The organism is Micromonospora sp. DT48 (assembly GCF_049844495.1).
Taxonomy (GTDB): Bacteria; Actinomycetota; Actinomycetes; order Mycobacteriales; family Micromonosporaceae; genus Micromonospora.
Genome location: NZ_JBNCLE010000017.1, coordinates 84,544 through 110,473 on the forward strand (window position 1 = coordinate 84,544; position 25,930 = coordinate 110,473).

The 25,930-nt window shown below is 71.1% G+C and carries 27 protein-coding genes and 1 pseudogene; 7 read left to right on the forward strand and 21 right to left on the reverse strand.

All coding sequences use genetic code 11. The features are described from left to right. Nucleotides 1-15 precede the first annotated feature (15 nt). A complete protein-coding gene (locus ACLQ2S_RS20690) occupies nucleotides 16-1,095 on the forward strand; it encodes a T3SS (YopN, CesT) and YbjN peptide-binding chaperone 1 (RefSeq protein WP_155221455.1) in 1,080 nt (359 codons plus the stop codon). Nucleotides 1,096-1,204: 109 nt separating this feature from the next. Here the strand turns inward: ACLQ2S_RS20690 and ACLQ2S_RS20695 are convergent, their stop codons facing one another. Both ACLQ2S_RS20695 and ACLQ2S_RS20700 read right to left on the reverse strand, forming a co-directional pair. After that, the gene (locus ACLQ2S_RS20695; protein ID WP_425702346.1) at nucleotides 1,205-3,142 is read right to left on the reverse strand and encodes a beta-propeller domain-containing protein; all 1,938 of its coding nucleotides are present in this window, start codon (nucleotides 3,140-3,142) and stop codon (nucleotides 1,205-1,207) included. A 58-nt stretch (nucleotides 3,143-3,200) separates the two neighbouring features. Next, nucleotides 3,201-3,659 (reverse strand): Lrp/AsnC family transcriptional regulator, encoded by a 459-nt coding sequence (locus ACLQ2S_RS20700; RefSeq protein WP_155221453.1) that lies wholly within the window; start codon nucleotides 3,657-3,659, stop codon nucleotides 3,201-3,203. A 59-nt stretch (nucleotides 3,660-3,718) separates the two neighbouring features. Here ACLQ2S_RS20700 and ddaH point away from each other — a divergent pair, with 59 nt between their 5' ends. Then, the gene (ddaH, locus tag ACLQ2S_RS20705) at nucleotides 3,719-4,552 is read left to right on the forward strand and encodes a dimethylargininase (RefSeq protein WP_425702348.1); all 834 of its coding nucleotides are present in this window, start codon (nucleotides 3,719-3,721) and stop codon (nucleotides 4,550-4,552) included. A 52-nt stretch (nucleotides 4,553-4,604) separates the two neighbouring features. Here ddaH and ACLQ2S_RS20710 read toward each other — a convergent pair whose 3' ends face one another. Together ACLQ2S_RS20710 and ACLQ2S_RS20715 are read right to left on the reverse strand one after the other, a co-directional pair. Further along, on the reverse strand, nucleotides 4,605-5,804 hold the full coding sequence (locus tag ACLQ2S_RS20710) for an ABC transporter substrate-binding protein (RefSeq protein ID WP_309223750.1): 1,200 nt from the start codon (nucleotides 5,802-5,804) through the stop codon (nucleotides 4,605-4,607). Between the two features lie 77 nt (nucleotides 5,805-5,881). After that, nucleotides 5,882-6,679 (reverse strand): alpha/beta hydrolase family protein, encoded by a 798-nt coding sequence (locus tag ACLQ2S_RS20715; protein ID WP_155221451.1) that lies wholly within the window; start codon nucleotides 6,677-6,679, stop codon nucleotides 5,882-5,884. 102 nt (nucleotides 6,680-6,781) lie between these two features. On the opposite strand from ACLQ2S_RS20715, the gene ACLQ2S_RS20720 reads away from it, so the two are divergent. Continuing rightward, entirely contained in the window at nucleotides 6,782-7,387 is a 606-nt protein-coding gene (locus tag ACLQ2S_RS20720) for a bacterial proteasome activator family protein (protein ID WP_155221450.1), read from the forward strand. A gap of 45 nt (nucleotides 7,388-7,432) precedes the next feature. Here the strand turns inward: ACLQ2S_RS20720 and ACLQ2S_RS20725 are convergent, their stop codons facing one another. The 3 genes from ACLQ2S_RS20725 to ACLQ2S_RS20735 form a co-directional block, all read right to left on the reverse strand. After that, entirely contained in the window at nucleotides 7,433-8,248 is an 816-nt protein-coding gene (locus tag ACLQ2S_RS20725) for an HAD family hydrolase (RefSeq protein WP_155221449.1), read from the reverse strand. Beyond that, a complete protein-coding gene (locus tag ACLQ2S_RS20730; RefSeq protein ID WP_155221448.1) occupies nucleotides 8,248-9,069 on the reverse strand; it encodes an HAD family hydrolase in 822 nt (273 codons plus the stop codon). The genes ACLQ2S_RS20725 and ACLQ2S_RS20730 overlap by 1 nt, the downstream gene beginning before the upstream one ends. Before the next feature lie 160 nt (nucleotides 9,070-9,229). Further along, entirely contained in the window at nucleotides 9,230-9,943 is a 714-nt protein-coding gene (locus tag ACLQ2S_RS20735; RefSeq protein ID WP_425702352.1) for a hypothetical protein, read from the reverse strand. 143 nt (nucleotides 9,944-10,086) lie between these two features. Here ACLQ2S_RS20735 and ACLQ2S_RS20740 point away from each other — a divergent pair, with 143 nt between their 5' ends. The 3 genes from ACLQ2S_RS20740 (at nucleotide 10,087) to ACLQ2S_RS20750 (ending at nucleotide 11,755) form a co-directional block, all read left to right on the forward strand. After that, complete coding sequence (locus ACLQ2S_RS20740) at nucleotides 10,087-10,518, forward strand: OsmC family protein (RefSeq protein ID WP_155221446.1); 432 nt, start codon at nucleotides 10,087-10,089, stop codon at nucleotides 10,516-10,518. 106 nt (nucleotides 10,519-10,624) lie between these two features. Beyond that, complete coding sequence (locus ACLQ2S_RS20745) at nucleotides 10,625-10,969, forward strand: metallopeptidase family protein (RefSeq protein ID WP_309223749.1); 345 nt, start codon at nucleotides 10,625-10,627, stop codon at nucleotides 10,967-10,969. A 69-nt stretch (nucleotides 10,970-11,038) separates the two neighbouring features. Continuing rightward, the gene (locus ACLQ2S_RS20750; protein WP_155221445.1) at nucleotides 11,039-11,755 is read left to right on the forward strand and encodes an AIM24 family protein; all 717 of its coding nucleotides are present in this window, start codon (nucleotides 11,039-11,041) and stop codon (nucleotides 11,753-11,755) included. Nucleotides 11,756-11,765: 10 nt separating this feature from the next. Here the strand turns inward: ACLQ2S_RS20750 and pheA are convergent, their stop codons facing one another. The 4 genes and pseudogenes from pheA to ACLQ2S_RS20770 all read right to left on the reverse strand — a co-directional run bounded on the left by pheA (nucleotide 11,766) and on the right by ACLQ2S_RS20770 (nucleotide 14,838). Continuing rightward, nucleotides 11,766-12,722 carry a prephenate dehydratase gene (pheA, locus tag ACLQ2S_RS20755; RefSeq protein ID WP_425702355.1) on the reverse strand — a complete coding sequence of 319 codons (957 nt, stop codon included), beginning with the start codon at nucleotides 12,720-12,722 and terminating at the stop codon, nucleotides 11,766-11,768. 111 nt (nucleotides 12,723-12,833) lie between these two features. Further along, a pseudogene (locus tag ACLQ2S_RS20760) lies at nucleotides 12,834-13,316 on the reverse strand (hypothetical protein); the annotation flags it as partial. A 155-nt stretch (nucleotides 13,317-13,471) separates the two neighbouring features. Further along, nucleotides 13,472-13,930 carry a PAS domain-containing protein gene (locus ACLQ2S_RS20765; protein ID WP_309223747.1) on the reverse strand — a complete coding sequence of 153 codons (459 nt, stop codon included), beginning with the start codon at nucleotides 13,928-13,930 and terminating at the stop codon, nucleotides 13,472-13,474. Between the two features lie 167 nt (nucleotides 13,931-14,097). Continuing rightward, nucleotides 14,098-14,838: a hypothetical protein gene (locus tag ACLQ2S_RS20770; protein ID WP_425702357.1), complete on the reverse strand. Its 741-nt coding sequence runs from the start codon at nucleotides 14,836-14,838 to the stop codon at nucleotides 14,098-14,100. A 160-nt stretch (nucleotides 14,839-14,998) separates the two neighbouring features. Here ACLQ2S_RS20770 and ACLQ2S_RS20775 point away from each other — a divergent pair, with 160 nt between their 5' ends. Beyond that, a complete protein-coding gene (locus ACLQ2S_RS20775; RefSeq protein ID WP_425702402.1) occupies nucleotides 14,999-16,219 on the forward strand; it encodes an arginine deiminase in 1,221 nt (406 codons plus the stop codon). Between the two features lie 47 nt (nucleotides 16,220-16,266). Here ACLQ2S_RS20775 and ACLQ2S_RS20780 read toward each other — a convergent pair whose 3' ends face one another. The 10 genes from ACLQ2S_RS20780 to ACLQ2S_RS20825 all read right to left on the reverse strand — a co-directional run bounded on the left by ACLQ2S_RS20780 (nucleotide 16,267) and on the right by ACLQ2S_RS20825 (nucleotide 25,821). After that, complete coding sequence (locus ACLQ2S_RS20780; RefSeq protein WP_425702359.1) at nucleotides 16,267-17,151, reverse strand: DUF5926 family protein; 885 nt, start codon at nucleotides 17,149-17,151, stop codon at nucleotides 16,267-16,269. 65 nt (nucleotides 17,152-17,216) lie between these two features. Next, the gene (locus tag ACLQ2S_RS20785; RefSeq protein WP_425702404.1) at nucleotides 17,217-17,630 is read right to left on the reverse strand and encodes an ATP-binding protein; all 414 of its coding nucleotides are present in this window, start codon (nucleotides 17,628-17,630) and stop codon (nucleotides 17,217-17,219) included. Nucleotides 17,631-17,696: 66 nt separating this feature from the next. Continuing rightward, nucleotides 17,697-19,154: a PAS domain-containing sensor histidine kinase gene (locus tag ACLQ2S_RS20790; RefSeq protein WP_155221441.1), complete on the reverse strand. Its 1,458-nt coding sequence runs from the start codon at nucleotides 19,152-19,154 to the stop codon at nucleotides 17,697-17,699. Between the two features lie 78 nt (nucleotides 19,155-19,232). Further along, nucleotides 19,233-20,024 (reverse strand): glycerophosphodiester phosphodiesterase, encoded by a 792-nt coding sequence (locus ACLQ2S_RS20795; protein ID WP_309223745.1) that lies wholly within the window; start codon nucleotides 20,022-20,024, stop codon nucleotides 19,233-19,235. 10 nt (nucleotides 20,025-20,034) lie between these two features. Next, nucleotides 20,035-20,370 carry a rhodanese-like domain-containing protein gene (locus ACLQ2S_RS20800; protein WP_203998508.1) on the reverse strand — a complete coding sequence of 112 codons (336 nt, stop codon included), beginning with the start codon at nucleotides 20,368-20,370 and terminating at the stop codon, nucleotides 20,035-20,037. A gap of 79 nt (nucleotides 20,371-20,449) precedes the next feature. Next, complete coding sequence (locus tag ACLQ2S_RS20805) at nucleotides 20,450-21,388, reverse strand: LCP family protein (RefSeq protein WP_309223744.1); 939 nt, start codon at nucleotides 21,386-21,388, stop codon at nucleotides 20,450-20,452. Nucleotides 21,389-21,586: 198 nt separating this feature from the next. After that, nucleotides 21,587-22,774 (reverse strand): LCP family protein, encoded by a 1,188-nt coding sequence (locus tag ACLQ2S_RS20810; protein WP_230462842.1) that lies wholly within the window; start codon nucleotides 22,772-22,774, stop codon nucleotides 21,587-21,589. Between the two features lie 174 nt (nucleotides 22,775-22,948). Further along, on the reverse strand, nucleotides 22,949-24,175 hold the full coding sequence (locus ACLQ2S_RS20815) for an LCP family protein (RefSeq protein WP_155221439.1): 1,227 nt from the start codon (nucleotides 24,173-24,175) through the stop codon (nucleotides 22,949-22,951). Nucleotides 24,176-24,232: 57 nt separating this feature from the next. Then, nucleotides 24,233-25,207 (reverse strand): NAD-dependent epimerase/dehydratase family protein, encoded by a 975-nt coding sequence (locus tag ACLQ2S_RS20820; RefSeq protein WP_425702364.1) that lies wholly within the window; start codon nucleotides 25,205-25,207, stop codon nucleotides 24,233-24,235. Between the two features lie 44 nt (nucleotides 25,208-25,251). Beyond that, a complete protein-coding gene (locus ACLQ2S_RS20825; RefSeq protein ID WP_309223743.1) occupies nucleotides 25,252-25,821 on the reverse strand; it encodes a flavin reductase family protein in 570 nt (189 codons plus the stop codon). Between the last annotated feature and the right edge of the window lie 109 nt (nucleotides 25,822-25,930).

A 25,930-nucleotide genomic window follows, 5' to 3' on the forward strand; every position in this document is an offset into this window, starting at 1 on the left:
CGGACGGAGGCGATCATGACGGCTGACCACCCCTCGGCACCGCCCGCTACGTCGGTGCACCCGGAGTCGATCCTGCTCGACGAGCCGAGCACTGCCGACCTGCGGGCGAAGGTGACCCAGGCGTGGCGGGAGTTCGCTCGGGCGTTGGCGGAGCGGCTGTCCGCGCTGCCACCGGGCGCGCAGGTGGCGTTGACCCTCGACCCGACCGCCTCCGGCACCGACGAGGCCGTCTACTCCGTCTACGTCGAGGTGAGCGCCGACGGTCGGTTCGCCGCGCGGGCGGTGGGCAACGCCAACCTGCCGCCGGGATACCGGCTGGACCGTGCGGCGGTCGCCGACATGGTCGCGCTGGGCTGGTCACCGCCGGGTGTGGTGGACGGTTCGGGGGACCAGTTCGGGTTGGATTCCGCAGCGGACCAAGCTCCTCGGCTGGCCGCGCTGCTCGCCCGCACCCTGCGCGACATCTACGGTGCCCCGCATCCGGCTTTCCTCGTCTACTCGATCGAGGACGGCGAGGGTGAACCGATCCCCGGAGGGGCGCTGGGGACCGCCCGCAGCGCGGCCAACCTGGCTCGTGAGATCGGCTCCGAGTTGGAGAAGGCGCTGGCCGTGGCCGACGAGGACGGCGCGGACGCCGAGGTGCTGGATCTGGCCGAGCGGGTCCGTACGGTCGTGTCGACCATGCTCAGGTCCGACTCGGATCGGCTACAGGTCGACTCCGACGGTGACATCAACATCCGGGCTGGTTCGGCGATGGTGTTCGTCCGGGTGCGGGACAATCCGCCACTGGTCGACGTGTTCTCGCCGGTGCTGACGGAGGTCGAGCCGACCGAGCGGCTCTACGTCAAGCTCTCCGAGCTGACCAACCGGATGCCGATCGGTCGGCTCTACTGCGCCGACGACACGGTCTGGGCGTCGATCCCGGTCTTCGGCCGCAACTTCCAGCCGACCCACCTCATGTTGGCCGTGCAGGTGATGACCGGGCTGGCCGACGAACTGGACGACCGCCTGCACGGCGAGTTCGGCGGCAAGCGGTTCTTCGGCGAGGGAGACAAGCCGGGACGTGGCGAGCACCGCACCGGCATGTACCTCTGAGGTCGCCCGCTCGACCTCGCGCGTACCGCTGGCGGTGGTCGCCCGAGGCTGAGGCGGGTGGGGCCCGGAAACCCCGAGAAACCGGGCCCCACCCTTGAGGGAGGAAGGTTCAGGTGGCGGCGATCCAGGCGAGGTTGCGTGCCGAGGCCGGGTCGGTGGCGCGCAGACCCGCCTCGGAGACCGTCCAGAGCACGTCGTCGACCACCAGTGACCGCCGTACCGGTGGGGCCCACCGCACCCCGTCCCGGACGCTCGCGGCGGGATGGGTCACCTCGCCGATCTCGCTGATCGTGTCGTTCCCGACGCGCAACAGTCGGACACCGTCGTTGACCGGCAGCGCCACCAGACCGGTGTCCGGGCGGTACAGGAAGGCGTGCGGGTCGTACTCCGCCTGGGACCACCCACCGGGCAGGTGCCACTGGTCCAGGCGGTTCGGTCGGCCGGGATCGCGGACGTCGAAGAGGGAGACCTGCAAGCCCTTGGTACGTCCCTGACGGTCGGCCTCCTGACCGACCCCGAGCAGGCGTTGTTCGGGCAACGGATGCAGGTACGCGGAGTAGCCGGTGATCTTCAGCTCGCCGGTGACCGTGGGAGCGGTCGGGTCGGTGAGGTCGAGCGCGTACAGCGGATCGGTCTGCCGGAAGGTGACGACGTACGCGACCGGCCCGAGATAGCGCACCGAGTAGATGCGTTCACCCCGCCCGAGGCCGCCGATCTCGCCGGTCGGCACCAGTGCTCCGCCGTCACGCCGGAGCACCCGAACCGCCGACTCGGAAGCGGTGCCGTCACCGACGAACTCGCCGGTGGTGGTGGCCACCCGCAGGTGTCCCGCCCACTCCGAGAGCGCGTACTGGTTGATCAGCCAACCGGGCACCGATCCGGCGGCGAGGAAACGGGGACGGCCCGGCTCGGCGGTGTCGAACTGGTAGACGTCGGTGACCTGTTCGGTGGAGGGCGGCTGCCAGCGGGGTGCGCCGGTGATCGGAGCCGGTCGGCGACCCGCCAGGTAGAGGCTGGTCGCCGTGCCGTAGACGGTGTCGGCGTCGGCCGCCACGGCGACCGGGTCACCGTCGCCGAGCCGGTCGGCGGTGAGGTCGAAGCTGAGCACGGTGAGGGTGGACGAGCCGGTCATCCGGTCCGGCCGGTTCAGCCGGTCGCAACCGACCCGGCCGGTGTGCCGCTCCGCTCCGGCGGTCCACTCGTACTCCGGCAGCCATGCCTCGACACCGGCGCGGGCGATGACCGCCCGGTTGCGTTCCGTCCGGACCCGGTCGGTGCCCTCGGCCATCGGCGGGAACCGCAGCTGCGCGGAGGTACGGACCGCCACCCGGGCGGTGCGGCCGGTCAGCCGGGCGTCGACCGTGCTGCCCCCGACCCGGTACGTGCCGAGCAGCTGGGGACGGGCGGACAGGTCGATCAGCAGTAGCCGGGTCGCACCGGCACGCCGGATCGAGCGCAGCGAGTCGGCTGGGCGCGGCGGATCCTCGCGCAGGACCAGCGCACGGTCGCCGAGCAGCAGCAGCCGATGCTCCTGCCAGCGCAGCTCCTCCCGGTCGTCAGTCAGGTCGAGCCGCCCGGTGACCCGGCGGGTAACCGGGTCGACCACCCGCAGCACGCCGCCGGTGACCGTGACGATCCGTCGCCCGTCGGTCTTGACCAGGTCGGGTTCGTCCGCGCCGGCCTCGTGGTTGTTGGTCGTCGAGTGACCCGCTCCGGCGTCCCGGACGGCGGCGTCTCCCGGTGCTTCGGCGAAGGTGCGGGCCTTGGACTCCGCGCCGCCGATCGCGGCGGTCCGGTCGCCGAACAGCACCGCGTCACCGGCGAAGCCGTACGGGCCGACCGACGCGGTGGCCGCCGCCCGCAGCTCCGCGAGGGCGTCGGCGCAGGAGTCGAAGGAGACCAGGCCGACCGGCACCATCGGCGCGGTCGGTGCGGTGGGGGTTCCGGGCTCGTTCGGCGACGACTGCGACACGGCCATGCTGCCGGCAAGCAGGGTGAGCACGAGCAGCGAACCGCCGGTCGTGGCGAGCTTGGTGCCCCGTTTCATGGGCGGTTCGACGCGGCGACGCTCCGTCCGGTTCCACTCGGGCGCGAGCGGTTGGGGGTCAGCTGGTGGAGGGGCCGACGCCCGGGGACTCGACGAGCCGGGAGAGCACGATGGTGCTGCGGCTGGAGGTCACGAACGTCTCGGCCCGCAGCCGCTCCAGCGCCTCTTCCAGGTGCGCGATGTCGGCGGCGCGCAGATGCACCAACGCGTCGGCTTCGCCGGAGACGGTGTACGCGCCGACCACCTCGGGATGGCGACGCACGGCGGCCCCGATCTGGGCCGGCGTGGTCCGGCCGGCACAGAACAGCTCCACGAAGGCCTCGGTGGTCCAGCCGACCGAGGCGGGATCCACGATGGCGGTGAATCCCCTGATCACCCCGGCGGCCCGCAGTCGATCGACCCGGCGCTTCACCGCCGGAGCGGAGAGCGACACCCGGGTGCCGATGTCCGCGTACGAGGCACGGGCGTCAGCAACAAGCAACGCAATGATTCGCTGGTCTACGGTGTCGATCTGCAACGTTCCGCCTCTGGGAAGCAATGTTTGCGGCTGTTACCAAAGTTGTAGGGTACCTACCCTTGGTCATCGTGAACCAGCAGCGAGTGCCGCGAAAGCGGACATATCTCATGTGCTCTCCCGAGCACTTCGCGGTCGAGTACGCGATCAACCCGTGGATGGACGTGACCGCCCCGGTCGACGCGGAACTGGCGGTCAAGCAGTGGGACCGGCTGCGCGAGACGCTGGTCGGCCTCGGCCATGAGGTGCATCTGCTGGTGCCCGAGCCCGGCCTGCCCGACATGGTCTACGCCGCCAACGGCGCGTTCATGGTTGACGGCACGGTCTACGGGGCGCGGTTCAAGCACGAGCAGCGGTCCGCCGAGGCGGCCACTCACCGGACCTTCCACGAGTCGCAGGGCTGGCGGTTCATCGCGCCGAACGAGACCAACGAGGGCGAGGGCGATTTCGCGTACCTGCCGGAGGCGCACGGCGGGCTGATCCTGGCCGGGCACGGCTTCCGGACGGAGCTGCCGGCGCACGCCGAGGCGCAGGAGGCGCTCGGTCGGCCGGTGATCTCCCTGCGGCTGGTCGACCCGCGCTTCTACCACCTGGACGTGGCGCTCGCCTCGCTCGACGACGGGAACATCGTCTACTACCCCGGTGCCTTCTCCGCCGCCAGTCAGCGGGTGCTCGCGCAACTCTTCCCGGACGCCGTGCTGGCCGACGACGAGGACGCCCTCGCCTTCGGGCTCAACCTGGTCAGCGACGGCGCCAACGTGGTGCTCAACAGCGAGGCCAGTCGGCTCGCCGGTCGCCTGAAGGCGGCCGGCTACACCCCGGTGCCGGTGGAGTTGGCCGAACTGAAGAAGGGCGGCGGCAGCGTGAAGTGCTGCGTCGCCGAGTTGCGGTACTGAGGTCCCGTCACGAGGTCGCCCCGGCCGGGGCGACCTCGTCGCGTACCTCGACTCAGCCGAGCGTGGCCAACTCGTTGACCAGCACGTTCGACACCACCTGGCCGTCGCGCTGCACCTCGCGCAGGTACCACTTCTGCTGGGGCGTCCGGGGCTGGTTGAACTGCCAGGCGCCGCGCGGGCTGTCGATCTGCCCGATCCGACCCAGCGCGAGGTTGACCTGCTGTGCGGTGGGTGTCGCACCGGCGAGACGGATCGCCTGGTCGAGCACCTTGGCCGCGTCGTACGAGGCCATCGCGTACGTGGTCGGGGAAGCGTTGTGCTTCTTGCGGTACGCCGAGGCGAACCGGCGGTTCGCCGCGTTGTTCAGGTCGGCGGAGTAGTTCAGCGCGGTACGGATGCCGATGGCGTCGCTCGCCGGTCGGATGTCCTCCAGCACCGAACCCTCGGTGAGGAAGCCGGGAGCGTAGATCCGGCCCCGGAACCCCGCGTCACGCAGCTGCATGATGAACTCGACCGCCGCCGCGCCGGAGTAGAAGCAGAAGACCACCGACGGGTTGTTGGCCAGGGCGCGGTTGATGTCCGACACGTAGGCGGTCCGGCTGGGGTTGCTGCTGCCGGAGGTCCAGACCACCGGGGCGGCGATGCGCGGGTCGGCCTCGCCGAACTCCTCGCGGAAGCCACGCAGCACGTCCTCGACGCCGACGACCCCCTCCGGCAGGATGGTCGCGACCCGGTCGGAGGAGCCGAGTTCGTCCTTCAGGTAGCGGCCGAGTGCCCGGCCCGCCTCGTCGAGCACGTACGACGTACGCCAGATGTAGACGACGCTCTGCAGGTTCGTCGGTGAGGCATTCGAGCCGATCAACGGAACCCGGGCCTGCTCGACGATGTCCCTGATGCCGAACATGACCGAGGAGCTGGCGACCCCGGTGAGGGCGAGCACACCCTGCTTGAGTAGCCCCTCCACGGCGGCCTGGCCGGACTTGACGTTGTCACCTTCGTCGGCCGTGACCAGCTCGACCGGGTGGCCGCCCAGGCGCCTGTCGTTGAGGTCCAGGTACAGCTCGAAGCCGTTGCTGAGTTCGTCGCCGATGGCCTTGCCCGCACCGGACTGAGGCGCGATGAGCCCGATCTTGACCGGGCGTTCTGCGCCGGTATCCTTCGGCTCGGCGTCGGAGGCACACCCAGCGGCGAGTCCGCCCGTACCGAGCGCGGCCAGCAACTGGAGTGCGCGCCTGCGGTTCATCTGCGACACCGGGTTCCCTTCGAATGTGTAGCCGGGCGCATCCGCCCCTCCGGCGTTCTACCTGGTTGGCGACGCTGCGTCAATGGCTAGTGATCTTCGTGCAGAGAACGCAACGCGTCGGTAACCTTGGGCCATGCCGACGAGCCGGGAGCGATGAGCCCAAAGTGCTCGCAATCCGGCAGCTCAATCAGGTGGATATCGGCACCCGCCGCACGGGCGGCGGTAACATAATTTCGAGATATGTCGATCGGCACCTGCTGGTCCAGTGCTCCGTGCACCACTACCGTCCGTGGTTGTAGGGGGACCAGCGACCGCGGATCCGTGGTCGCGTACCGCTCCGGTGCGTCGGCCGGCCCGCCGCCGAGCAGTGCGGCCACGGCGCCGGCGTCCAGATCCAGCCGGTACGCCTCGACCAGGTCGGCGACGGGCGCGAGGGCCAGCACCCCGGCGACGGCACCGGGCGCATGGGCCGCCGCGTACAGCGCCAGGTGGCCGCCGGCCGAATGGCCGACCAGCACCGGCGGTGCCGAGGTGACCCGCCCCGGCAGTGCGGTCGCGGCCAACTCGGGTAGCGCGGAGACCCCCGCCAGCACATCGGTCAGGGTCCCGGGCCAGCCGCCACCGGGCTGCCCGGTCCGCCGGTACTCCAGCTGGGCGACCGGGTATCCGAGGGTGGCCAGTGCGCTCGCCAGCGGCCCGGTGTGCCGGCGGTCGTACTCCGCGCGCCAGAAACCACCGTGTATCACGACCACCAGCGGCCGGGGTGGACCGGAGCCGGCCGGTCGGCGCAGGTCGGCGATCTGGTCCGGGTGACCGCCGTAGGCGACCGTCACGTCCGGTTCGGGCGCGGGGCGGGTCAACACCGCCCGGGGATCGGAGGACATCGACCGACGGTAGCGCGGTTCGTGGGCCCCGGCAGGATGTGCGTCGCCCCGGCTGCGGGCACCGACGGGCCGACGGGTGCTGACCGGCCCGGTTGGGTAAAGATGGAGGGCATGACCGAAGCGCGCTCCGCTGGACAGAACGACGAGCCTGGCCGGGACGGTGCCGGCCCCTCCGGGACCGTGGTGGTGGTGGGACCTGACGGCCGGCCGGTCGGGACCGTGCAGACCGACGACGGACCGGGCGAGGACCCTTCGCGCCTGGTGGAACAGCCGGCCAAGGTGATGCGGATCGGCAGCATGATCAAACAGCTGCTTGAGGAGGTCAAGGCCGCTCCCCTCGACGACGCGAGCCGGCATCGGATGCGGGAGATCCACGAACGGTCGATCGGCGAGCTGAAGGAGGGTCTCGCCCCCGAGTTGCGGGAGGAACTGGAGCGGATCTCGCTGCCGTTCTCCGAGGACCACGCACCGAGCGAGGGGGAGCTGCGGATCGCCCACGCCCAGCTGGTCGGCTGGCTCGAAGGGCTGTTCCACGGCATCCAGGCAGCCCTGGTCGCGCAGCAGATGGCGGCGCGGGTGCAGCTGGAGCAGATGCGCTCCGGGCGGCAGGCGTTGCCCAGCGGACCGGCAGGGGCGATGCTGCCGGGAATGCCCGGCATGGGGCAGTCGGGCGGCGGCGAGGGACACAGCACCGGCCAGTACCTCTGACATCGGCATCCGGCTGCGGCCCGCGCCGCAGCCGGATGGCCGGGCTTAGTCCACCCCGAAAACCTTCTCCAGGTACGTGGCCACACCGTCGGACGAGTTCGCCGGGGCGACCTCGTCGGCGATCGCCAGCACCTCCGGATGCGCGTTGGCGACCGCTACGGCTCGCCCCGCCCAGGTGAGCATCGGCAGGTCGTTGGGCATGTCACCGAAGGCGAGCACGTCCGGTGCGGCGACCCCGATTCGGTGGCAGTACCAGGCCAGACCTGCGGCCTTCGTCACGCCGGCCGCCGAGATCTCCACCAACCCCGAGCGTGAGGAGTGGGTGGCCTCGGCGATTCCGGCGAGGGCCGCGGTGACCAGCCGGGTGAACTGGTCGGGGTCCTGCTGCTCGCCGGCTCGGGCCAGCAGCTTCACCGCAGGCACCGACAGCAACTCCTCGGCGGTCTCCACCGCCCGGATCGCCTCGGCGTCGGCGTCCCAACGCAGCGGATAGTGCGCCTCGTGGCGCATCTGCCGGCTGTCCACGATCTCCACGGCCAGACTCACCCCGGATATCTCGGCCCGCAGGCGTCGGACCACCTCGGCGAGCAGCTCCGGGGCCAGCGGGTCGGCCCGCAACACCTCGTCGTTGTGCGGGTCGTAGACCACCGCGCCGTTGGCGCAGACCGCCGGCAGCGGCGCGGCCAGCTGCTCGTACACCAGCCGGAGCCAGCGGATCGGCCGACCGGTGACCAGGACGACCGGCGTGCCCCGGGCGGAGATCCGGGCCAGCACGTCGGCGGTGCGGGCGCTGAGGGTGCGGTCGTCGCGCAGCAGCGTCCCGTCGATGTCGCTGGCAACCAGGTGTGGCGTGGAATCCATCACCGGGACAGTAGCCGGTCGAGATAAACGGCCACCCCGTCGTCGTCGTTGCGCAGGGTGATCTCGTCGGCTGCCAACCGCAGGGTCGGATGGGCGTTGGCCACGGCCACCCGTCCCCAGCCGGCCCACTCGAACATCGGCAGGTCGTTGGGCATGTCACCGAAGACCAGCACGTCGGCCGGATCCACCCCGAGGTTCTGCGCGATCACGCTGAGGCCGGACGCCTTGTCCACCCCGGGCGGGCAGATCTCGATGAAGCCCAGGCCCGCCTGGGTGAGGGTGGCGAGATGCGGCGGGACGATCTCCCGGGCGGCGGCCAGCAGCTCGTCCACGTGGTGGTCGGCGGTACGCGCGAACGCCTTGATCACGTCACCGGCGAGGCACTCGGCGCGGCTACGCACCTCGAACGCGTCCTGATAGGGCCAGGCGGGATGGTAGTCGCCCCAGAGCGGGGCCTCGTGTTCGTCCGACGCCTCGACCATGACCGTCAGCGGGCCGACCGCAGCCTCCAGCTCGGCCAACAGGGCGGCCAGCACCTCGCTGGAGAGGCGGTCGTCCCGCAGCACCACCGGCCCCTCCGGGTCGCTCTGGTCGACCACCCGGCCGCCACCGGCCAGCACGAGGAAGTCGGCGGCGCGGATGTCGTTGCGGGTCAGTTCGGTCAGTCGGGGACCGCGACCGGTGGCGCCGACCACCGGGATACCGGCGGCGCGGACCCGGTCGAGGACCTCGTGCGTGAACGCGGACACGGTGTCGTCGCTGCGGACGAGCGTCCCGTCGAGGTCGGTGGCGATCAGCTTGGGCAGGCCCGGGCGGGTCATCGTTCCTCCTTCGCCCGCCGCCGTCGCGACCAGCCGTTCGCCTCGTCGATCGGCGACCGGTGTGACGGCGGGCAGCAACCGTACCTCGCAGAACCGGTCGCAACCACGGCTTCCAGGCGAATCGGATGCCAACGGGCGATGTGCCGGAGATGACCGGGGATCAGTCGAGCGAGGCGCCCCGGGCGAAGGGAACGGTGGGCGTGACGGTGATGTCCGCAGGTGGGTGTCTGTCCTCCGGCTCCGCCTCCTCGGACGACCGCCGGTTGCCCGGTCGCGGCCCGTCCGAGGCTGACCGTGCTCCGGCCGGGCCGGGCGACGTCCGCAGGAGTGCCGCGGCGAACAGACCGACGGCGACGACAGCGACGATCAGCCCGCGCTCGTACGCGACGACGAAGGTCCACTCCGTGTTGTAGTACATGGTCCGTCGCATCGTGTCGTCGAATGACACCGCGATGGTCGCGAGCAGCGCGAGAACGCCGGCGGCGAGGGCCAACCCGGCCACCCGGGCATTGGCCCGCACGGAGTCGGTGCCGCGCAGCGCGAGCGCCACCGCGGTGGCGAGCGCCAGGAGACCGACCACGTACGCCGGGCCCAGCCCGATGTCGGCCACACCGCTGGTCAACCGAAGTGACGTCTGCGGCTCCGGTCCACCGTTGGGAACCGTGACCGTGGACCACTCGCCCAACAGTGACGCCAACGCGGCCACCGCGCCGAGACCGGCCAGCAGCACCGGCACCCGGTGGTCCCGCCCGAGACCGCCGAGCGCCCGACGGAACCGTCCCGCCGTGGGTGACTCCTCCGCCGTGCCCCACTCGATGACGCTGGCTTCCTCGGAGCGGTCGTCCTGCCGAGGTATGGGGAGGTCGTTGGTCATCGCTCACCTCTCCTGGTGGCCAGGCCGCCGTGCCCCGTGGGCATGTGTCGCATCATGACACAACCGGAGCGTGACGCGAGGAACACGGGCGCGGCCGGGGCGGTCGGTCGCCTGCCGGCTCCCGGTGGACTAGCGTCAGGTGTATGCCTATCCGTACCGCTTCAGCACGCTGGCAGGGCAACCTGACCGAGGGTTCCGGCACCATCCGCACCGGCAAGGGCGGGCTCCAGGGGAACTACTCCTTCAAGTCCCGGTTCGAGGAGGGTGAGGGCACCAACCCCGAGGAGTTGATCGGTGCCGCGCACGCCGGCTGCTTCTCGATGGCCTTCTCCAAGGCGCTCGCCGACGCCGGCACCACGCCGACCTCGGTGGAGACCACCGCGAAGGTGCACCTGGACAAGACCGACGCCGGGATGACCGTGACCCGGATCGAGTTGGACACCGTCGGTGCGGTGCCCGGCATCGACGAGGCGCAGTTCGCCAAGCTGGCCGAGGCCGCCAAGCAGAACTGCCCGATCTCCCGGCTGCTCTCACCCGGCGCCGAGATCACCCTCACCGCCCGCCTCACCTCCTGACCCGCGTCGATCGTGCCCTCCCGGTCGGCCGTCACCGGCTGTCGGCCGCGTCGCGGCGACCGGGAGTGCACGATCGCGGATGGGTGGGGAGAATGACGCTGTGCCGGTGGAGATGGAGCGTGAGCGGTTCGAGGAACTGGTGGGGGAGGCGCTCGACGAGGTTCCGGAGGAACTGCTCGCGCTGATGAGCAACGTGGTGATCCTGGTCGAGGACGATCCGCCGCCCGGCGAGGATCTGCTCGGCCTCTACGAGGGCCACGCGTTGACCGACCGGGGCTGGGACTACGCGGGCGTGCTGCCGGATCGCATCCTCATCTACCGCAACCCCATCCTTCGCATCTGCGACACCGACGAGGACGTCATCGACGAGGTGGCGGTGACCGTGGTCCACGAGATCGCCCACCACTTCGGCATCGACGACGCACGCCTGCACGAGCTGGGCTGGGGCTGAGCGTCCCGGGGCCGGGTTGCGGGCTGGCCCTACCGTCTCGACCAGGTACGGCGAGTGCGGGAGGCACCCATGCGCAGCGAGTTGTTCTCGGCGGCGAATCTGGAGCAGCAGTCGGCCCAGCCCGGCATGCGCTTGCAGAACGCCAAGATGTTGAAGATCGAACTCAACGGCGAGGCGCTGGCCCGGGTCGGCTCGATGGTCGCGTACCAGGGTCAGGTGCAGTTCCAGGCGCTCGGCTCCGGCGGGTTGGGCAACTTTCTCAAGCAGAAGCTCACCGGCGAGGGCGTACCGCTGATGAGGCTCACCGGGCGCGGTGACGTGTTCCTCGCCGACTTCGCCAAGGACGTGCACATCATCGACCTGGAGCCGGGCGACGCCCTGTCCATCAACGGCTCCAGCGTGCTGGCGTTCGACAGCACCCTGAAGTACGACATCAGGATGGTCGGCGGGGCCGGCATGGCCTCCACCGGCCTGTTCAACTGCGTGTTCACCGGGCACGGCCGGATCGCCGTCACCACCCGGGGAACCCCGGTCGTGCTCGCCGTCGACGCGCCCACCTACGTCGACCCGCAGGCCGCCGTCTGCTGGTCGGCGAACCTACAGACCGGTTACCACCGGGCCGACCAGATCGGGCTCGGCACGCTGTTGGGACGCACCACCGGTGAGGCGTACACGATGAGCTTCGCCGGGCACGGCTTCGTCGTCGTCCAGCCCTCCGAGGAACCGCCGATCATGGGTAGTGGCCAGCAGGACCAGGGCGGGGTGCTCGGCGGCCTGTTCGGCTGAGCCGGGCCGCTCAGGTCAGCTCGCCCGCGCGCAGACGGGCGAGCCAGGCGGCGGCGTCGGTGTAGTCGGCGTCGGAGAGGCCCGCCGGGGCGGCCACCGGCCGTTGCCGGGACGACTCCTCCCACCGGTGTCGCGGGTAGGAGCCGAGGAAGCGGACGTCGGCGCAGACCCGCCGCAGCCCCTGCAACGCCTCACCGAGCCGGTCGTCGGCCACATGCCCGGTGCAGTCGAGGAAGAAGACGTAGCGGCCGAGTGCCTCGCCCGTCGGTCGGGACTCGATCCGGGTCAGGTTGACGCCCCGGACAGCCAGTTCCATCAGCACGGACAGCAGTGCGCCTACCCGATCGTGCGCGATGTAGACGGCGAGCGACGTCACGTCGTCGCCGGTGGGCGGTGGGGGCGGACCGGGCCGCGACACCAGCACGAAACGGGTCACCGCGTCGGGGTGATCAGCGATCTTGTCGGCCAGGACGGCGAGTCGGTGCCGGGCCGCGCCGATGGGGGCGCAGATGGCCGCGTCGTACTCACCGTTGGCCGCCCCGGCCGCTGCCGCCCCGTTCGACAGCACGTCCACCACGACCGCGTCGGGCAGGTGCGTCCGCAGCCAGCCCCGGCACTGGGTGGAAGCCTGCGGGTGTGCGGCGACGCTGCGGATGGCCGACAGCAGCGTGCCCGCACGCGCCCCGAGCACGAACTCCACCGGGAGGATCACTTCCCGGGTGATGACCAGTGGTTCGCCCTCGGCCAACTCGTCGAGGGTCACCCCGACCGCGCCTCCGATGGAGTTCTCCAGCGGCACCAGAGCCGCATCGGCCTCCGTGGCGCGGACGGCCTCCAGCGCCTCGCCGACGCTGCGGGCTGGCGTACGGCTACCCCGCTCGGCGGCGGGGATGGTACGCAGCGCCTGCTCGGCGAAGGTGCCCTCGGGCCCGAGGTAGACGAAACGAGTCGGTGGCGTTCCCGGCATGCGCCCAGCCTACGCACCCTGAGTCGGCGACGAGGCCGACGGCGAGGGTGAGGGCGATGTCGAGGGCGACGGCGTCGACGAGGGCGGCGGGTCGACCGGCACCGGGAAGCCGCCGCCGTCGCTGCCGCAGGCCAGCGTCTGGATGCCGGCCGGACTGGCGACCCGCACCTCGGCCGTGCAGACGTCGGTGCCGGCGGTCACCAGGCTCAGCGTGCCGGCCCGGTCACGGGTCACCACCTGGAGCGGCTCGTACCCGGCCACGTCGAGGATGGTCAACTGCCAGTCGGCGGCACACATCGGACCGCTGCGGACGCTGACCCGGGCGTTGCCGGGCAGCAGCCCACGGCGACCGCGCACCAGCTCGATGATCCGCTGCGCCGACGGCCCACCGGTGCAGGCCACCGCGACCAGCCCCGGGTCGGCGGACGGCAGGGTCGGCACAACCTCCGGAAGTGCGTCGAACGACGACGTGGGGGAGCTGCTCGGAGATGTGGTGGCGGCCTGGGTCGGTAGCCTGCCTCCGCTGTCGCGTACCTCCGGGGGCTCGCCGCATCCGGCGGTCAGCAGCACGGTCAGCACGGCGACACCGGCCAGCCGACGGTACGGCCGGGGCGTGACGCCGAGACCGCCTCGGCGGCCGACAGGGCGGCGGTCGGGCTCGGCGTGCGACGGCGGGGTGGGCGGCACGGGGTGGTCCTCAGGGCAGGAGACTCGGGGTGGCGGGGGGCCGAGCCCATGGTAGGAGGAAGTCAGACCTCGGAGAAGAAGGTGAGGGAGCCGGCTACCGCACCGTCGGCGACGACAGGTGTGGAGATGGCGTCCACGGTCGCGTCGGGACCGCCCTCCGTAGCCGCCTCGATCCGCAGCAGCCCACGGGCCAGACGGCCGGAGGTGAGCGCCAGCAGCGGTGGGATCTTGTCGATCTCGGGCTCGGTCAACTCACCCCGGTACGCGGTGAAGTCCAGCAGCCGAAGCCCGCCCTCCAGCAGCGGCAGCCCGATCACGTCCTCCGGCGCGCCGAGTTGGAGCAGTTCGCAACCGGCGGTGGAGACGGCCAGCACCCGGGTTTCGGCGTCGATCAGCAGGCAGGGTTCGTGGGCGCTGGAAACCGTGGCCGACCAGCGGCCGATGTTGTCGCACCCAGGCTCTGTCGGTGTCTGGCCGGACGGCACGAACACTTCCGAGAGCGAGAGTTCGACGTGGGCCACCGAGCCTCCTATGCACACCGACGGTACGTCCACGCTAGCCGGTCGCGGTAGCGACCGCCGACCGTGCTGGGCGTACGGTGCCGTCGGTGTTGATCAGCGCCCGGTCGGCGACGGCGCGGGCCGGCGGGAGCTGAGCCGTGCCCGGCCGCGTGGCCTCGCCGCTGACGTTACCGGCGGCTGGCCGGCTTGTCAGCGGCCGTTCGGCCGTCCTCGTACCACCGGTAGTCCGCCGCCGGCGGGTAGCCGCTGTTTCCCCAGGTGCTGGGGTGCTGCGCGACCCGGGACAGTTTCTCGGCGGTGGCCGGGCTGATCCGGTTTCCACTGGCCACGAGCAGCCGGTCGAGCTCCCGGTGGGTCGCCATGAGGCAGTCCTTGGGCAGGCCGTACACGCTGATGACCCCCGAGCCCACGAAGGTGAGCACCGGGGTCACCGGGATCGGGTGACCGACGGCCTCGGTCAGCGCCTTGCTCGCCCGCCGGGCGTCGCGGCGCGCCTCGGCGACGTACGGCGGGCGCTTGCCGTTGATCTGCACCACATCACCCGCGACCAGGACACGGGCGCGGCCGTGGTCGGCGATGGTGACGGCGAACAGCCCGCTCGGCCCGATGGCCAGGAACCCGGCGCGGTTGTCCGCGTGGTCGTCGAGCAGGACGTCGGTCGCGTCGGTGCGGGGCCAGTCGATGACGTGCCACGCCGGCCCGAGATGGTTGAGCTGACCGAGAGCGCGGGCCCCGGCCGCTTCCAGCCGCCGCGCGCCCCGCTCCGCCCGGCGGCGGCGTGCCCACTCCAACGGGGACGGGCGAGGAGCCGCGACCACCCCTGGCGACTCGACCCGTGGGTGCGGTACCGCCACTGGCGGCAGTGCCCTGGCGGACGGTACGGCTCGGCGAGCGGGGTAGACAGTCATCGCGACCTCCGGCAAAAGGTCCCTCGAAGTTACGTTCTCACTACCCTACGTTGCTAGTCCCGGTGCTCGGCAAGCCGGAGCGCCGGAATGACTGTGGATGAATGCCATATTCACCCACGGTTGTTTTACCGGATGCCGCCAAACCCTGTCCTACGCTGCGATAGTGAGCCACTACGTGGACAGTGAGGTCGGCCGGCTCGGCACCGTCCTGTTGCACCGCCCAGGGCCGGAACTCGCCCGGCTCACCCCACGCAACAACGACTCGCTGCTCTTCGACGCGATCCCCTGGGTGGGCCGGGCGCAGGAGGAGCATGACGCCTTCGCGGCGGCGTTGCGGCAACGCGGCGTCGAGGTGCTCTACCTGACCGACCTGCTCACCGAGACACTGGCCGTGCCGGACGCCCGCGCGGAACTGACCGACGAGGTGCTCAACTCGCCCCGGCTCGGCGACACCCTGCGGGCCCGGGTCGCCGGGCACCTGGCGTACCTCGATCCGGCCGCGTTGACCGACGTCCTCGTCGCCGGTCTGGCCCACGAGGAGCTGCGGCTCGGCGGAGGCCGCCGGGGTGGCCTCGTCTACACCCTGATGGACCGACACGACTTCATCATCGACCCGCTGCCCAACCTGCTGTTCACCCGTGACTCGTCACTCTGGATCGGCGACCGGGTCGGTGTGACGAGTCTGGCGATGCCCGCCCGGCGGCGGGAGACGACGCTGACCGACGCGATCTACCGTCACCATCCCCGGTTCGCCGGCACCGAGTTCGTCTACCGACCGGGCCTGGAGCCGCTGGAAGGGGGCGACGTGCTACTGCTGGGACCCGGGGTGCTGGCCGTGGGCGTGGGCGAGCGGACCACCCCGGCCGGTGCCGAGCGGCTCGCCCGCCGGGTTTTCGCAGCCGGACTGGCGCACACCATCCTCGTCGTCCCGATCGCCCAGGAACGGGCGACCATGCACCTGGACACGATCTGCACGATGGTCGACGCCGACGCGGTGCTGATGTACCCGAACGTGGCCAACACGCTGTCGGCGTACACCGTCATCGCCGGTGCCGACGGCGAGGACCCGCGGGTCGACGGACCGGCACCGTTCCTGCGGGCCGCCGCCGACGCGATGGACCTGGACCGGCTACGGGTGATCGACACCGGGCTCGACCCGGTGACCGCCGAGCGGGAACAGTGGGACGACGGCAACAACACCCTGGCCATCGCGCCCCGTCTCTGCGTCGGCTACGAGCGCAACGTCGAGACCAACGCCCAACTGGAGCGGGCCGGGATCGAACTCATCCCGATCGCCGGCTCGGAGCTGGGCTCGGGGCGCGGCGGCCCCCGCTGCATGTCCTGCCCCCTGCTCCGCGAGCAAGGAAGGGCCCCTTCCTAACGCCTGCGGTATAGGAGGGGACCCTTCCTAACAGGGTCAGCGCAGGGTCAGCGCAGGGTGAGCTGGCGGCCCAGCAACCCCTGGCGGGACCGACGGGCGGCGGCGTCGAGCGGACCGGTCTCGGTCAAGGCGTCGGCGTACCGCTTGGCGAAGTCGGCGACGGGCTGCTCCCAGTCACCGGCCGGGATCTCCTCGGGCAGATCCCAGACCGGCACCAGCCGCCCGTGGGCGCGGAACATGCCGGCGAACCTGGTCTCCTCGCCGAGGGTCAGTGAGCCGGCCGCGCTCAGCCGGGCCAGTGCGTCCAGGGCGGCCTCCTCCGCCTCGGGCAGCACCCAGCGGACGTGGGCCTTGTCCGTCACCCGGCACCAGTACGCGGCACGCGCGGCAGCCAGCCGCACCGTCGGATAGATCGCCGCGTTGGCCCGTTCCAGGCTGGCCTGCACGGTCGGGTTCTCGGCGGCCTCCGGGGACAGCCAGAACTCGAAGCCCTCGTGCAGTCTGACCTCCAGCGGGCCGTCGACCAGGATGTCCTGCAACCGGGGCCCCGGACCTGGCAGCGGCGGCACCGCGACCTGGGCACCCGGGGCGGTACGCAGCGCGCAGAGCAGCGACTCGGCGAGGTCGCGGGAGACGTCACCGGACTGAAGGTGACGCTGGAGCCCGATGAAGACGTGACCGTCGTCCCGGCTCATCGCGGGAGCGGCCATCGGCAGCACGGTGGCCAGGGTGACCGGCCGGTCGCCGTACTCGTCGACGATCGCCGGGGTGAGGCGCAGCGGTGCGGACGCGGCCGGCACCAGCTCCCGCAGGGCGATCCACTCGGGCTCGTCGGCCAGCCCTTCGAAGGGACGGGGGACGAAGACGTCCCGGACGCGCTCGCGCTTGCTGGACGAAGAGGCGGCCCGCTGGTTCTTTCGACGCTTGCTCACGGCGAGACAGCCTAGAGCCCACCGGCCGTCGATGGGGGCCGGACCCGCCCCGCCGGGACAGTCGGTCAGCCGGCGGTCACCAGTGGCGGCCGGTCACCGGCCGGGTCGAAGTCGGCCCAGACGCTCTGACCGAGACCGTCGCGCTCCACGCCCCAGTCGGTGGCCAGGCCGGAAACGATGTGCAGGCCCCGACCGTCGGCCGCGTCCACGTTCGGCGGGCGGACGCACGGGGCGCAGGCGGCACCGCCGTCGGTGACCCGCAGCCGGAGCTGCGGACCGTCGGGCATCTCCCGCAGCCGCCAGGCGACCCGGACCACACCACCCGGCAGCGGGTCGGCGTGCCGGACCGCGTTACCGACCAGCTCGGCCAGGACCGCCACCAGATCCGCCAGCATCGCCGGGGAGACCGCCCCGGCCAACTCGGCGGCGAGTCGGTGCCGGGCGATTCGTGCCCCGCTGGCATGGTGCGGCACCACCACGCACCACGCTCGTTCGGCCGTCGTCGTCGCCACCTCTGCCCTTCTTTCGCCCCGTGACCCCCACTGTCACCTGCGGGGCAGCCGCACCTCTGCGACCGTACCCCCACCGCTTCTCGGTCGGAGGAATACCCAGCCATTCTGTTGTTCAACGATCCTGCGGACGAGATAGAGGCCCAGACCGGTGCCGGGATAGCGACGCCGGTCACCCGAGTCGCCCTGCCAGAACCGGTCGAAAGCCCGTTCCACGTGCTCCGGGCGGACACCGATGCCCCGGTCACTGACCCGGAAGCAGACAGTCTGCCGGTCGGCGTCGGCGGTGACGTCGATCGCGGAGTCGGGTGGGGAGTACTTGCCGGCGTTGGTGACCAGCTCGGTGAGCACGGTGGCCAGGCTCTGCCGGTGCCCGATCGCCCTGGGCAGGTCGGCCGGCACCTGGAGGGTGATCCGCCGCCGCAGGTCGGTGGGCAGGTCGGTGATCGCGACCCGGAGCGTCTCGGCGAGGTCGAAGGCGGCCGGCGGTCCGTCGCCCGGCCACGCCTCGGCTGCCGAGGAGAGCAGCCGGTCGAGCAGGCGGGCCAGCTCGTTGGCCCGCTGGCCGATGACCCGGGCCGCCTGCCGCCGGTCGGTCTCGGTGAGCGACTCCCAATGGTCGGTGAGAGTGTCCGCGTAGCCCTTGATGACGGTCACCGGGGTGCGTAGCTCGTGACTGGTGACCGCGACGAAGAGGTCCCGTTCGTGGTCGTGCCGCTGCTGGTCGGTGGTGTCCCGGAAGGTGACCACCCGGAGGGTGCCCGGTCCTGGCAACTCCCCCGAGGTGATCCGCAACCAGCGACCGTTGGGCAGGCGGTGATCGAGGACCTGCCCGGAGGGCGGAAGCGGAAAGGGCAACGGCTTGTTGATCGCCTCGTCGGCGGACCGGCCGGTGACCTGGGCGGCGGCCGGATTCCAGAGGCGTACGTGGGCGTCCCGGTCGACCACCGCCAGCCCGTCGGCGAGCGCCGCGACCACCGGGCCGTCGCCGTGCACCGGCAGGCCGCTCTGGTCGCCGTACATGTGGGCGATGCAGGATCCGAGGTACCCGATCACGGTGTGGTGCTCGGCGCTGGGCTCCCCGTCTTCGGCGAGGTAGAGCGCGTGCAGGCTGCCGACGGTGTGGCCGCCGATCTCGGCCCGGGAGACGACCATCCGGTGCAGCCCGCGCTGGGCCAGTTCGCTGACGAGCGGGTTGGTGAACTGGTCGGTGCGTACGCACTGCACCCGAGGACCGCCGAGCAGGCAGATGGTGGCCGGGTCGTTGACGGGCAGTGGCCGACCGACGGTCCACTCGGCGGCTCCGGTGGCGGCGATCACCCGGCCGCCGTTGGGCGCGAACTCCACGAACGCCATCCCGGCGGCGCCCAGCGCCGGCTGGGTCACCCGGAGCAGGTGGGTCAGGACCGGCAGACCCGCGTCACCGGAATTGATCATTTCGATGACGGTGGTGTGCCCGGCGATGAGAGCCGAGTAGTCGGTGCGGTCGGGCATGACCCGAGTGTGCACCGCGGCTCACGTTCCCCGGCACCCCCGAGTGGCCCGCATCCCTTTCGCCCTGCCGTCGGTCGCTCACCGCCCCAACCGGGCGAGGGTCTGCGCCGGGCGGTCGGTGATCACGCCGTCCACCCCGGCCGAGAGCACGAGGTCGAGGTCGGGTGGCTCGTTCACGGTCCAGACGTAGACCTGGTTCCCGGCGGCCCGCAGCGCCGGCACCAGGGTGGGGCGGGCCCGGACCAGTGCCAGCCCCGGCCCGGCGATGCCCGCGCCGAACGGCAGTCGCCCCAGCGGCAGCCAGCGGGGCAGCACCTCCAGCAGGAGCACGGTCGGCAGCGCGGGGGCCAGCGTGCGGATCCGGCGTATCGCCAGCGGGGAGAAGGACATCACGGTGATCTGCACGGGCGCGTCCGGACCCGGTTCGGCCAGCCCGTACCGGCGCAGCAGGGCGACCAGGCGGCGCTCCACGTTGCCGCCGTAGCGGGTCGGATGTTTCGTCTCCACCAGCAGTCGGATCCGGCGGTCGGCGGCGAGCACGGCCTCCAGCAGGCGTTCGAGGGTGAGCAGCCGGGTGTGTGAGTCGTCGAGCACCTCGTCGCCGTCGGCCGGCACGCCGCCCGGGTGCCAGGAACCGAAATCCAGCTGCTCCAGCTCGGCGAGGGTACGGGCGCTGACCAGGCCCCGGCCGTTGCTGGTCCGGTCCAGCCGCCGGTCGTGCACGCAGACGAGGTGCCCGTCGCGGGTCAACCGGACGTCGCACTCCAACCCGTCGGCACCCTCGTCGAGGGCGCGTAGGTAGGCGGCGAGGGTGTGCTCCGGAAGGTCGTACGAGGCACCCCGGTGGGCGAAGACGAGGGGTCCGTCCACGGCCGTCGTCCTACAGCACCCGGCCGGGTTGCCCGTCCGAGCCGACCACCGGCCGACCGGCTGCCTCCCAGTCGCCCATCCCACCGGCGACGTTGCTCACCTGCTCCCAGCCGTTGCGCAGCAGGTATGCGACGACCTGGGCGGAACGTCCGCCGGAGCGGCAGATGACGGCCACGTCCCGGTCCGTCGGCACCTCGGCCAGGCGGGCCGGTAGCTCCATCATCGGCAGGTGGTGCGCGCCGGGGGCGTGACCGGCGGCCCACTCGTCGTCCTCACGGACGTCGAGCAGGTACGTCTCGTCGTTGATCTCGGGCACGGTCACGGTGGGTATCTGAGGTCCGAACACGGGTACCAAGCCTAGAACCTCGTCGCGCGGCTGCCCCGGCCCGGCGGACGACACCCGGCGGGAGCGCCCGTCGGTGGTCTCAGAGCTGGGTCACCCAGCGCGGATGAGCACCGGCCCACTCCGTCATCCGGCTGCCGCGTACCGCTTCGAACAGCCCGTCACTGTCCTGGTCGAGCCGGACGTAGGAGACCTGGTCGATCACCTGGGGGTAGGACGGCACCCGCACTCCCCGTAGTCCGTCGGTGGCCAGGCCGTGCAGCGCGAGCAGCAGGTCCTCCACCGGTACGCCGTTGGTGTCCACGGTCAACGAGCCGCCGACGGCGCCGATCAACCGGTGCAGCCGCACCGGGTCGGTACGCAGTCGGGTCTCACCGGCCCGTTCCAGCATCGCCCCCAGCAGCTGTTGCTGGTGGGTCTGCCGGTCGTAGTCACCGCCCGGCAGGTCGTAGCGCTGGCGTACGTAGTCGAGCGCCTGCGCGCCGTCCATCCGCTGACAGCCGGGGTGGAAGACCCGGTCGGTGTGGATCGACCGCACCTCGCTGCGTACGCACATGTCGACGCCGCCGAGCAGGTCGATCACGTTGCGGAGGCCGGCGAAGTCGACTAGGGCGGCACCGTCGAATCGGATGCCGGTGAGCTGGGACAGGGTGGCCGAGAGCAGGTACGCGCCGGGCTGACCGCCCCCGCCGTACTCGTACGCCGTATTGATCTTGTCTTCGCCGCCCGGGTATCCGCCGCCCGGCGGGATGGGCACCAGCAGGTCGCGCGGCACGGAGACCAGGTAGCCCTCGCGTAGCCCGGGTGGCACGTGCACGATCAGGATGGTGTCGGTGCGCTGCCCGGAACCGGCGTCACCGGGTCGCCGGTCCGAGCCGACGAGCAGGTAGTTGAGTGGGCCGTCCAGGTCGGTGCGGTCCGCCCGAGCGGCCGGGTCGAGCAGTTCCGCCCGGGTCATCGTGCGTTCGTACCGGTCGGTGAGCATCCGGATTCCGCCTGCGGCGAGCCCGGCCAGCAACACCGCTGCCAGCCCGATGCCGAGCAGTACGCGGGGCCATCGCGGTGTCCGGACGTGCCGGCTCGTCCGCTTTTCCCCCGTACGCCGTGTCCTGGCCGTGACGTCCCTCCCGTGGGCCTGACGTGAATGTGGCTCACATCAGGCTACGGAAGGTCCACTCATCGTGACGGCGGTTTCGGCTATCCGTGATGCTCCTGCCGGTCACTTGCGGGAGGAGATCACCTCGGGGTTGTAGAAGACGAACTCGGCGAGCTTGTCCTTGCGAACCGCCCGGAACATGTCCAGGGTCTGCTCGCTGAGCGCCTCGTTGCCGTTGCCCTTGGCGTTGTACGTGCCACCGTTGGTCTTCAGCATGATCAGCTCGTTCCCGGTGACCCCGCGCATGGTGAAGACGAAGTCCTCGATCGAGACGCCGCCGGTGTCCAGGATGAACGCCTGACCGGCCGCCTTGACCAGCTCGTTCAACTTCACCGGGTTGGTGAGGCTGCCGTTCTGGGTGGCCTTCTTGGCCATCGCCTTGATCAGCTGCTGCTGGTTCTGCTGGCGGTCGTAGTCGCTGTTCTTCAGGCCGTACCGCTGGCGGGAGAAGTCCAGGGCAGCCCAGCCCTCCATCTCCTGGCAGCCCTTCTTGTGCACCACCGGGGTACGCGGCTTGCCGGTCTTCTTGGCGTCCGCGTTCCACATCGGCTTGCCGTCGACGTACGACATGTGGATCGACTTGACGTCCTGCTTCGGGCAGATACGCACCGAGCCCAGGGCGTCGATCACCTTCTTGAAGCCGCCGAAGTTGATGATGGCCGCGCCGTCGAAGCTGACGCCGGTCATCTCCTTGATGGTCTGTGCCATCAGCTGGGCGCCGCCCTCCCAGCCGCCGCCGTTCTGCGCACCGGCCTGGAACGCGGAGTTGATCTTGCCGACGCCGCCCCGGTAACCGGTCTTCTCGAAGGGCGGGATCCGCGCCTCGGTGTCGCGCGGGATCGAGATCAGGTACGCCTGGTCGTGAGTGGCCGGGATGTGCAACACGATGATGCTGTCCGCGCGTACGTCGTCGGCGGCCCACCGCTCCCGGGCATCGACCCCGAGCAGCAGCATGTCGATCGGGCCCTTGAGGTCGGCCCCACCCTCCTCGGTGGTCTTGCTCGCGTCGCCGAGCAGGTTGCGCTGGGCGATGTTGCCGGTGGCCTGGCTGATGACCGCCTTGCTACCGACGATCGCCACGCCACTGGTCATCATCAACGCGGCACCGAAGATCACGGTGAGTCGGGCCCAGAGCGGGTCCTTGCGTCGGGTGCGCTTCTTGCCGGACTTGCCGGAACCTCCGTCCGGCGCGGTGGGTGGGGCTGCGGACGCGTGCGACGGCTCAAGCAGTGAGGGGCTGTGAACCGGCATGCGTGCTCCAGTTCGTGTTCGCAGAGGGGGGCGGGAACACTTTACGTTCGCGTTCCCGTGGTGGCGAGTTCACCTGGTGCCCAATTCGCGTTCTTTGCCGCGACATCCTGCTGAAATAGCCGATCGGCCAGAACAAATCAGCCGATCGACTATTCCTCGCCTACTCGGCCGTGATCAGCCGTTGCCGGTGGTCGTCGGTTTGTTGGCCCGCATCCAGTCGGCCATGGTGTCCGCCGTTATCGCCCGGTACAGGGTCAGGGCCTTCTCCCGGTCGGAGACCACCACCGACTCGCCGTTGATGGTCTGGCTGCCCAGGTGAGGGCTGGTGACGAAGGTCAGGTTCTCGCCCCGCAGGTTGCGGAACTGCACCGCCATGTCGGTGAGCGAGAAGCCCTGGTCGACGGTGACCGCGTCGGTGACCGACCGGAGGAAGGCGTTGAGCTTCTTCGGGTTGGTCAGTGTGCCCGTGCTCGCCGCCTTGTCCATCAGGGCCCGGAGGAAGTCCTGCTGGTGGCGCATCCGGGCGAAGTCACCGTCCGGGAACTGCTTGCGCTGGCGGATCCAGTCCAGGGCCTCGGTGCCGTTCATGTGGTTGGTGCCCTTGGTGAACTTGCGATACGGCTTGTGGATCGAGGTGATGGTCCGCTCCACCTCCAGGTCCACCCCGCCGAGGGCGTCGGTGACCTGCTTGAACCCGGCGAAGTCGATGGCCATCACGTGGTCGATGTGCACGTCGGTGAAGCACTCGACGGTGCGTACCGCCAGCGGCAGCCCACCGAACGCGAAGGCAGCGTTGATCTTGCGTCGTTGGCCCGTCTCGCAGCCCGCCCCGGCGCTCTCCGGGATCGGCACGTACAGGTCACGTGGAATGGAGACCAGATATGCCTGCTGGTGGTCGGCGGGGATGTGCATGATGATGATCGTGTCGGCCCGCCACTCGCCGGCCCGGTCCATCGGTGCGTCCGGATCCCGTGAGTCGGTGCCCACCAGCAGGATGTTCAGCGTGCCGTCGACGGTCTTGGCCGGCCGACCGCCGGTGATCTCCGAGAACGGGTCGGTGCGGGCCATGTTGTTGTCGAGGCTGCGGGCGTAGAACCAGGCACCCGCGCCGCCGACCAGGGCCAGCACCAGCACGGCCACGCCCGCCACCAGCGCGATGCGACGCCAGTGCGGTCCCCGCCGACGCGCCGGAGGACCAGCACCGGGCCCACCCGGGCCCACCGGGCCACGCGGGCCCCCTGGCCCGCCGGACGGGACCGGCTCATCGTCGTACGCGGGATACCACCGGGTCTGGGACGGCTCGCCGGCCCGGCTGCCGCGTCCCGGGCCCGGTACCGCCGCCCGGCCGGCGCTGCGCGGCAGGCGAAGGACCGGCAGTACGGCGGGAAACGTCGCTGACATGTCACTCAATGTACGCAGCACAAGCCAACAACGCCCTCATGGCGGTGCCGGCGCGGCCTACCCGAGTCGCTGGCGGAAGTGCTCGATGGTGCGCCGCAGCCCCTCCTCGGGCGCGACGGTCGGCTCGTAGCCGAGCGTTTCCCGGGCCAGGGTGAGATCCGGTCGCCGCATCTCGGGGTCGTCCGCACTGCGCGTGACATACGTCACCTGCGACTGGCTGTCGCAGAGCGACACGATCGTCTCGGCCAGTTCCCGCATGCTCATCTCGTGCTCGGTGCCGCAGTTCACCGGCCCGGCCTCGGTCGAGTCGAGCAGCAGCAGAATGCCCCGGACCAGGTCCGCGACGTAGCAGATGGACCGGGTCTGGTTGCCGGTGCCGTGCACGGTGATCGGTTCGCCGCGCAGCGCCTGGGAGATGAAGGTCGGGATGGCGCGTCCGTCGTCGGGCCGCATCCTCGGCCCGTAAGTATTGAAGATGCGCACGATCGCGGTGTCCACGCCCCGACCACGGCGGTACGCCATCGTCGCGGCCTCCGAGAAGCGCTTGGCCTCGTCGTAGACGCTGCGCACGCCGATCGGGTTGACGTTGCCCCAGTAGGTCTCCCGCTGCGGGTGCTCCTTCGGGTCACCGTACGCCTCGGAGGTGGAGGCCAACAGGAACCGGGCGCCGTCGGCGGCGGCACGGTCCAGCAGGTGCAGGGTGGCGACCGAGCCGACCCGCAGGATCTCGACCGGCAGCTTCTCGAAGTCGGTCGGGCTGGCCGGTGAGGCCATGTGCAGGATGGCGTCGAACCGCTCGGCCAACGCCGGGTGGCTGGGCAGCCCGTCGGAGATGTCTGCCTCCACCAGGGTGAAGGTCGGGGTGTCGAGCAGGTGGGCGACGTTTTCCTTGGACCCGGTGACGAAGTTGTCGAGGGCGACGACCGTGCAGCCGCGCTCGACCAGCGAATCCACCAGGTGTGAGGGAACGAAACCGGCACCGCCGGTGACCAGGACCCGGTGACCGGGACCGAAGCGCTGCTCAACCTTCATGACCGGTCAGCCTAGAGCAGCGGGTGGGTGATTCGTCGTCATGGTCACGCCAGTTCCCGGTAACGCCCCCTGTGGTGCAGCAGCGGCTCGGCCTCGTCGGCCAGTTCCACCCGCTCGATGGTCGCCTCGACCAGCAGGGCCCACCCGTACTCCCGGGCACCGTCGAGACGGCAACCGGCCCAGCCACCCGCGTCGTCCGGCACCGGCCCGTATGGCGTGTCGAGCCACCCACCGGTGGCGAAGAGGCCGCCCGGCGACGGGAAGAGACCGGCGAACCGGTCGGCGAGCTGCCGGTGCGGAGGGCCGAGCGGTGTCACGGCGAAACGGCCGGTCTCCTCGACCGCCGCCCACAGGTCCGACTCGGCGTCGAGCAGGCCCAGCAGCCGTCCCGGCTCGCCCTCGGCGACCAGGGTCGACGACACCGTCAGCCCGGCCGGGCCGGGTGCCGTCCAGAGCGTCACCGGCGCGGCGAGCCGCCCCCGTAGCCGGCGCACCGGCGAACGCGTGTCGGCTGGCGCGGCGAACGGGTCGGTGTGGTGGATCCGGGCACCCGGCTCATGATTCACGTGAAACATTCTGACCCCCTGGATCCGGTTCGCGGGCCGGAGCCCCACGTCGGGGTGTGTCGCATCCGTGCACCCCGCCGCGGGCGCCGGGCGGGGGGGCGCCCCGCGGGCGCGGGGGGGGGGGGCCAGGGCGCGGGGTTCGGGGGGGGGGCGGGCC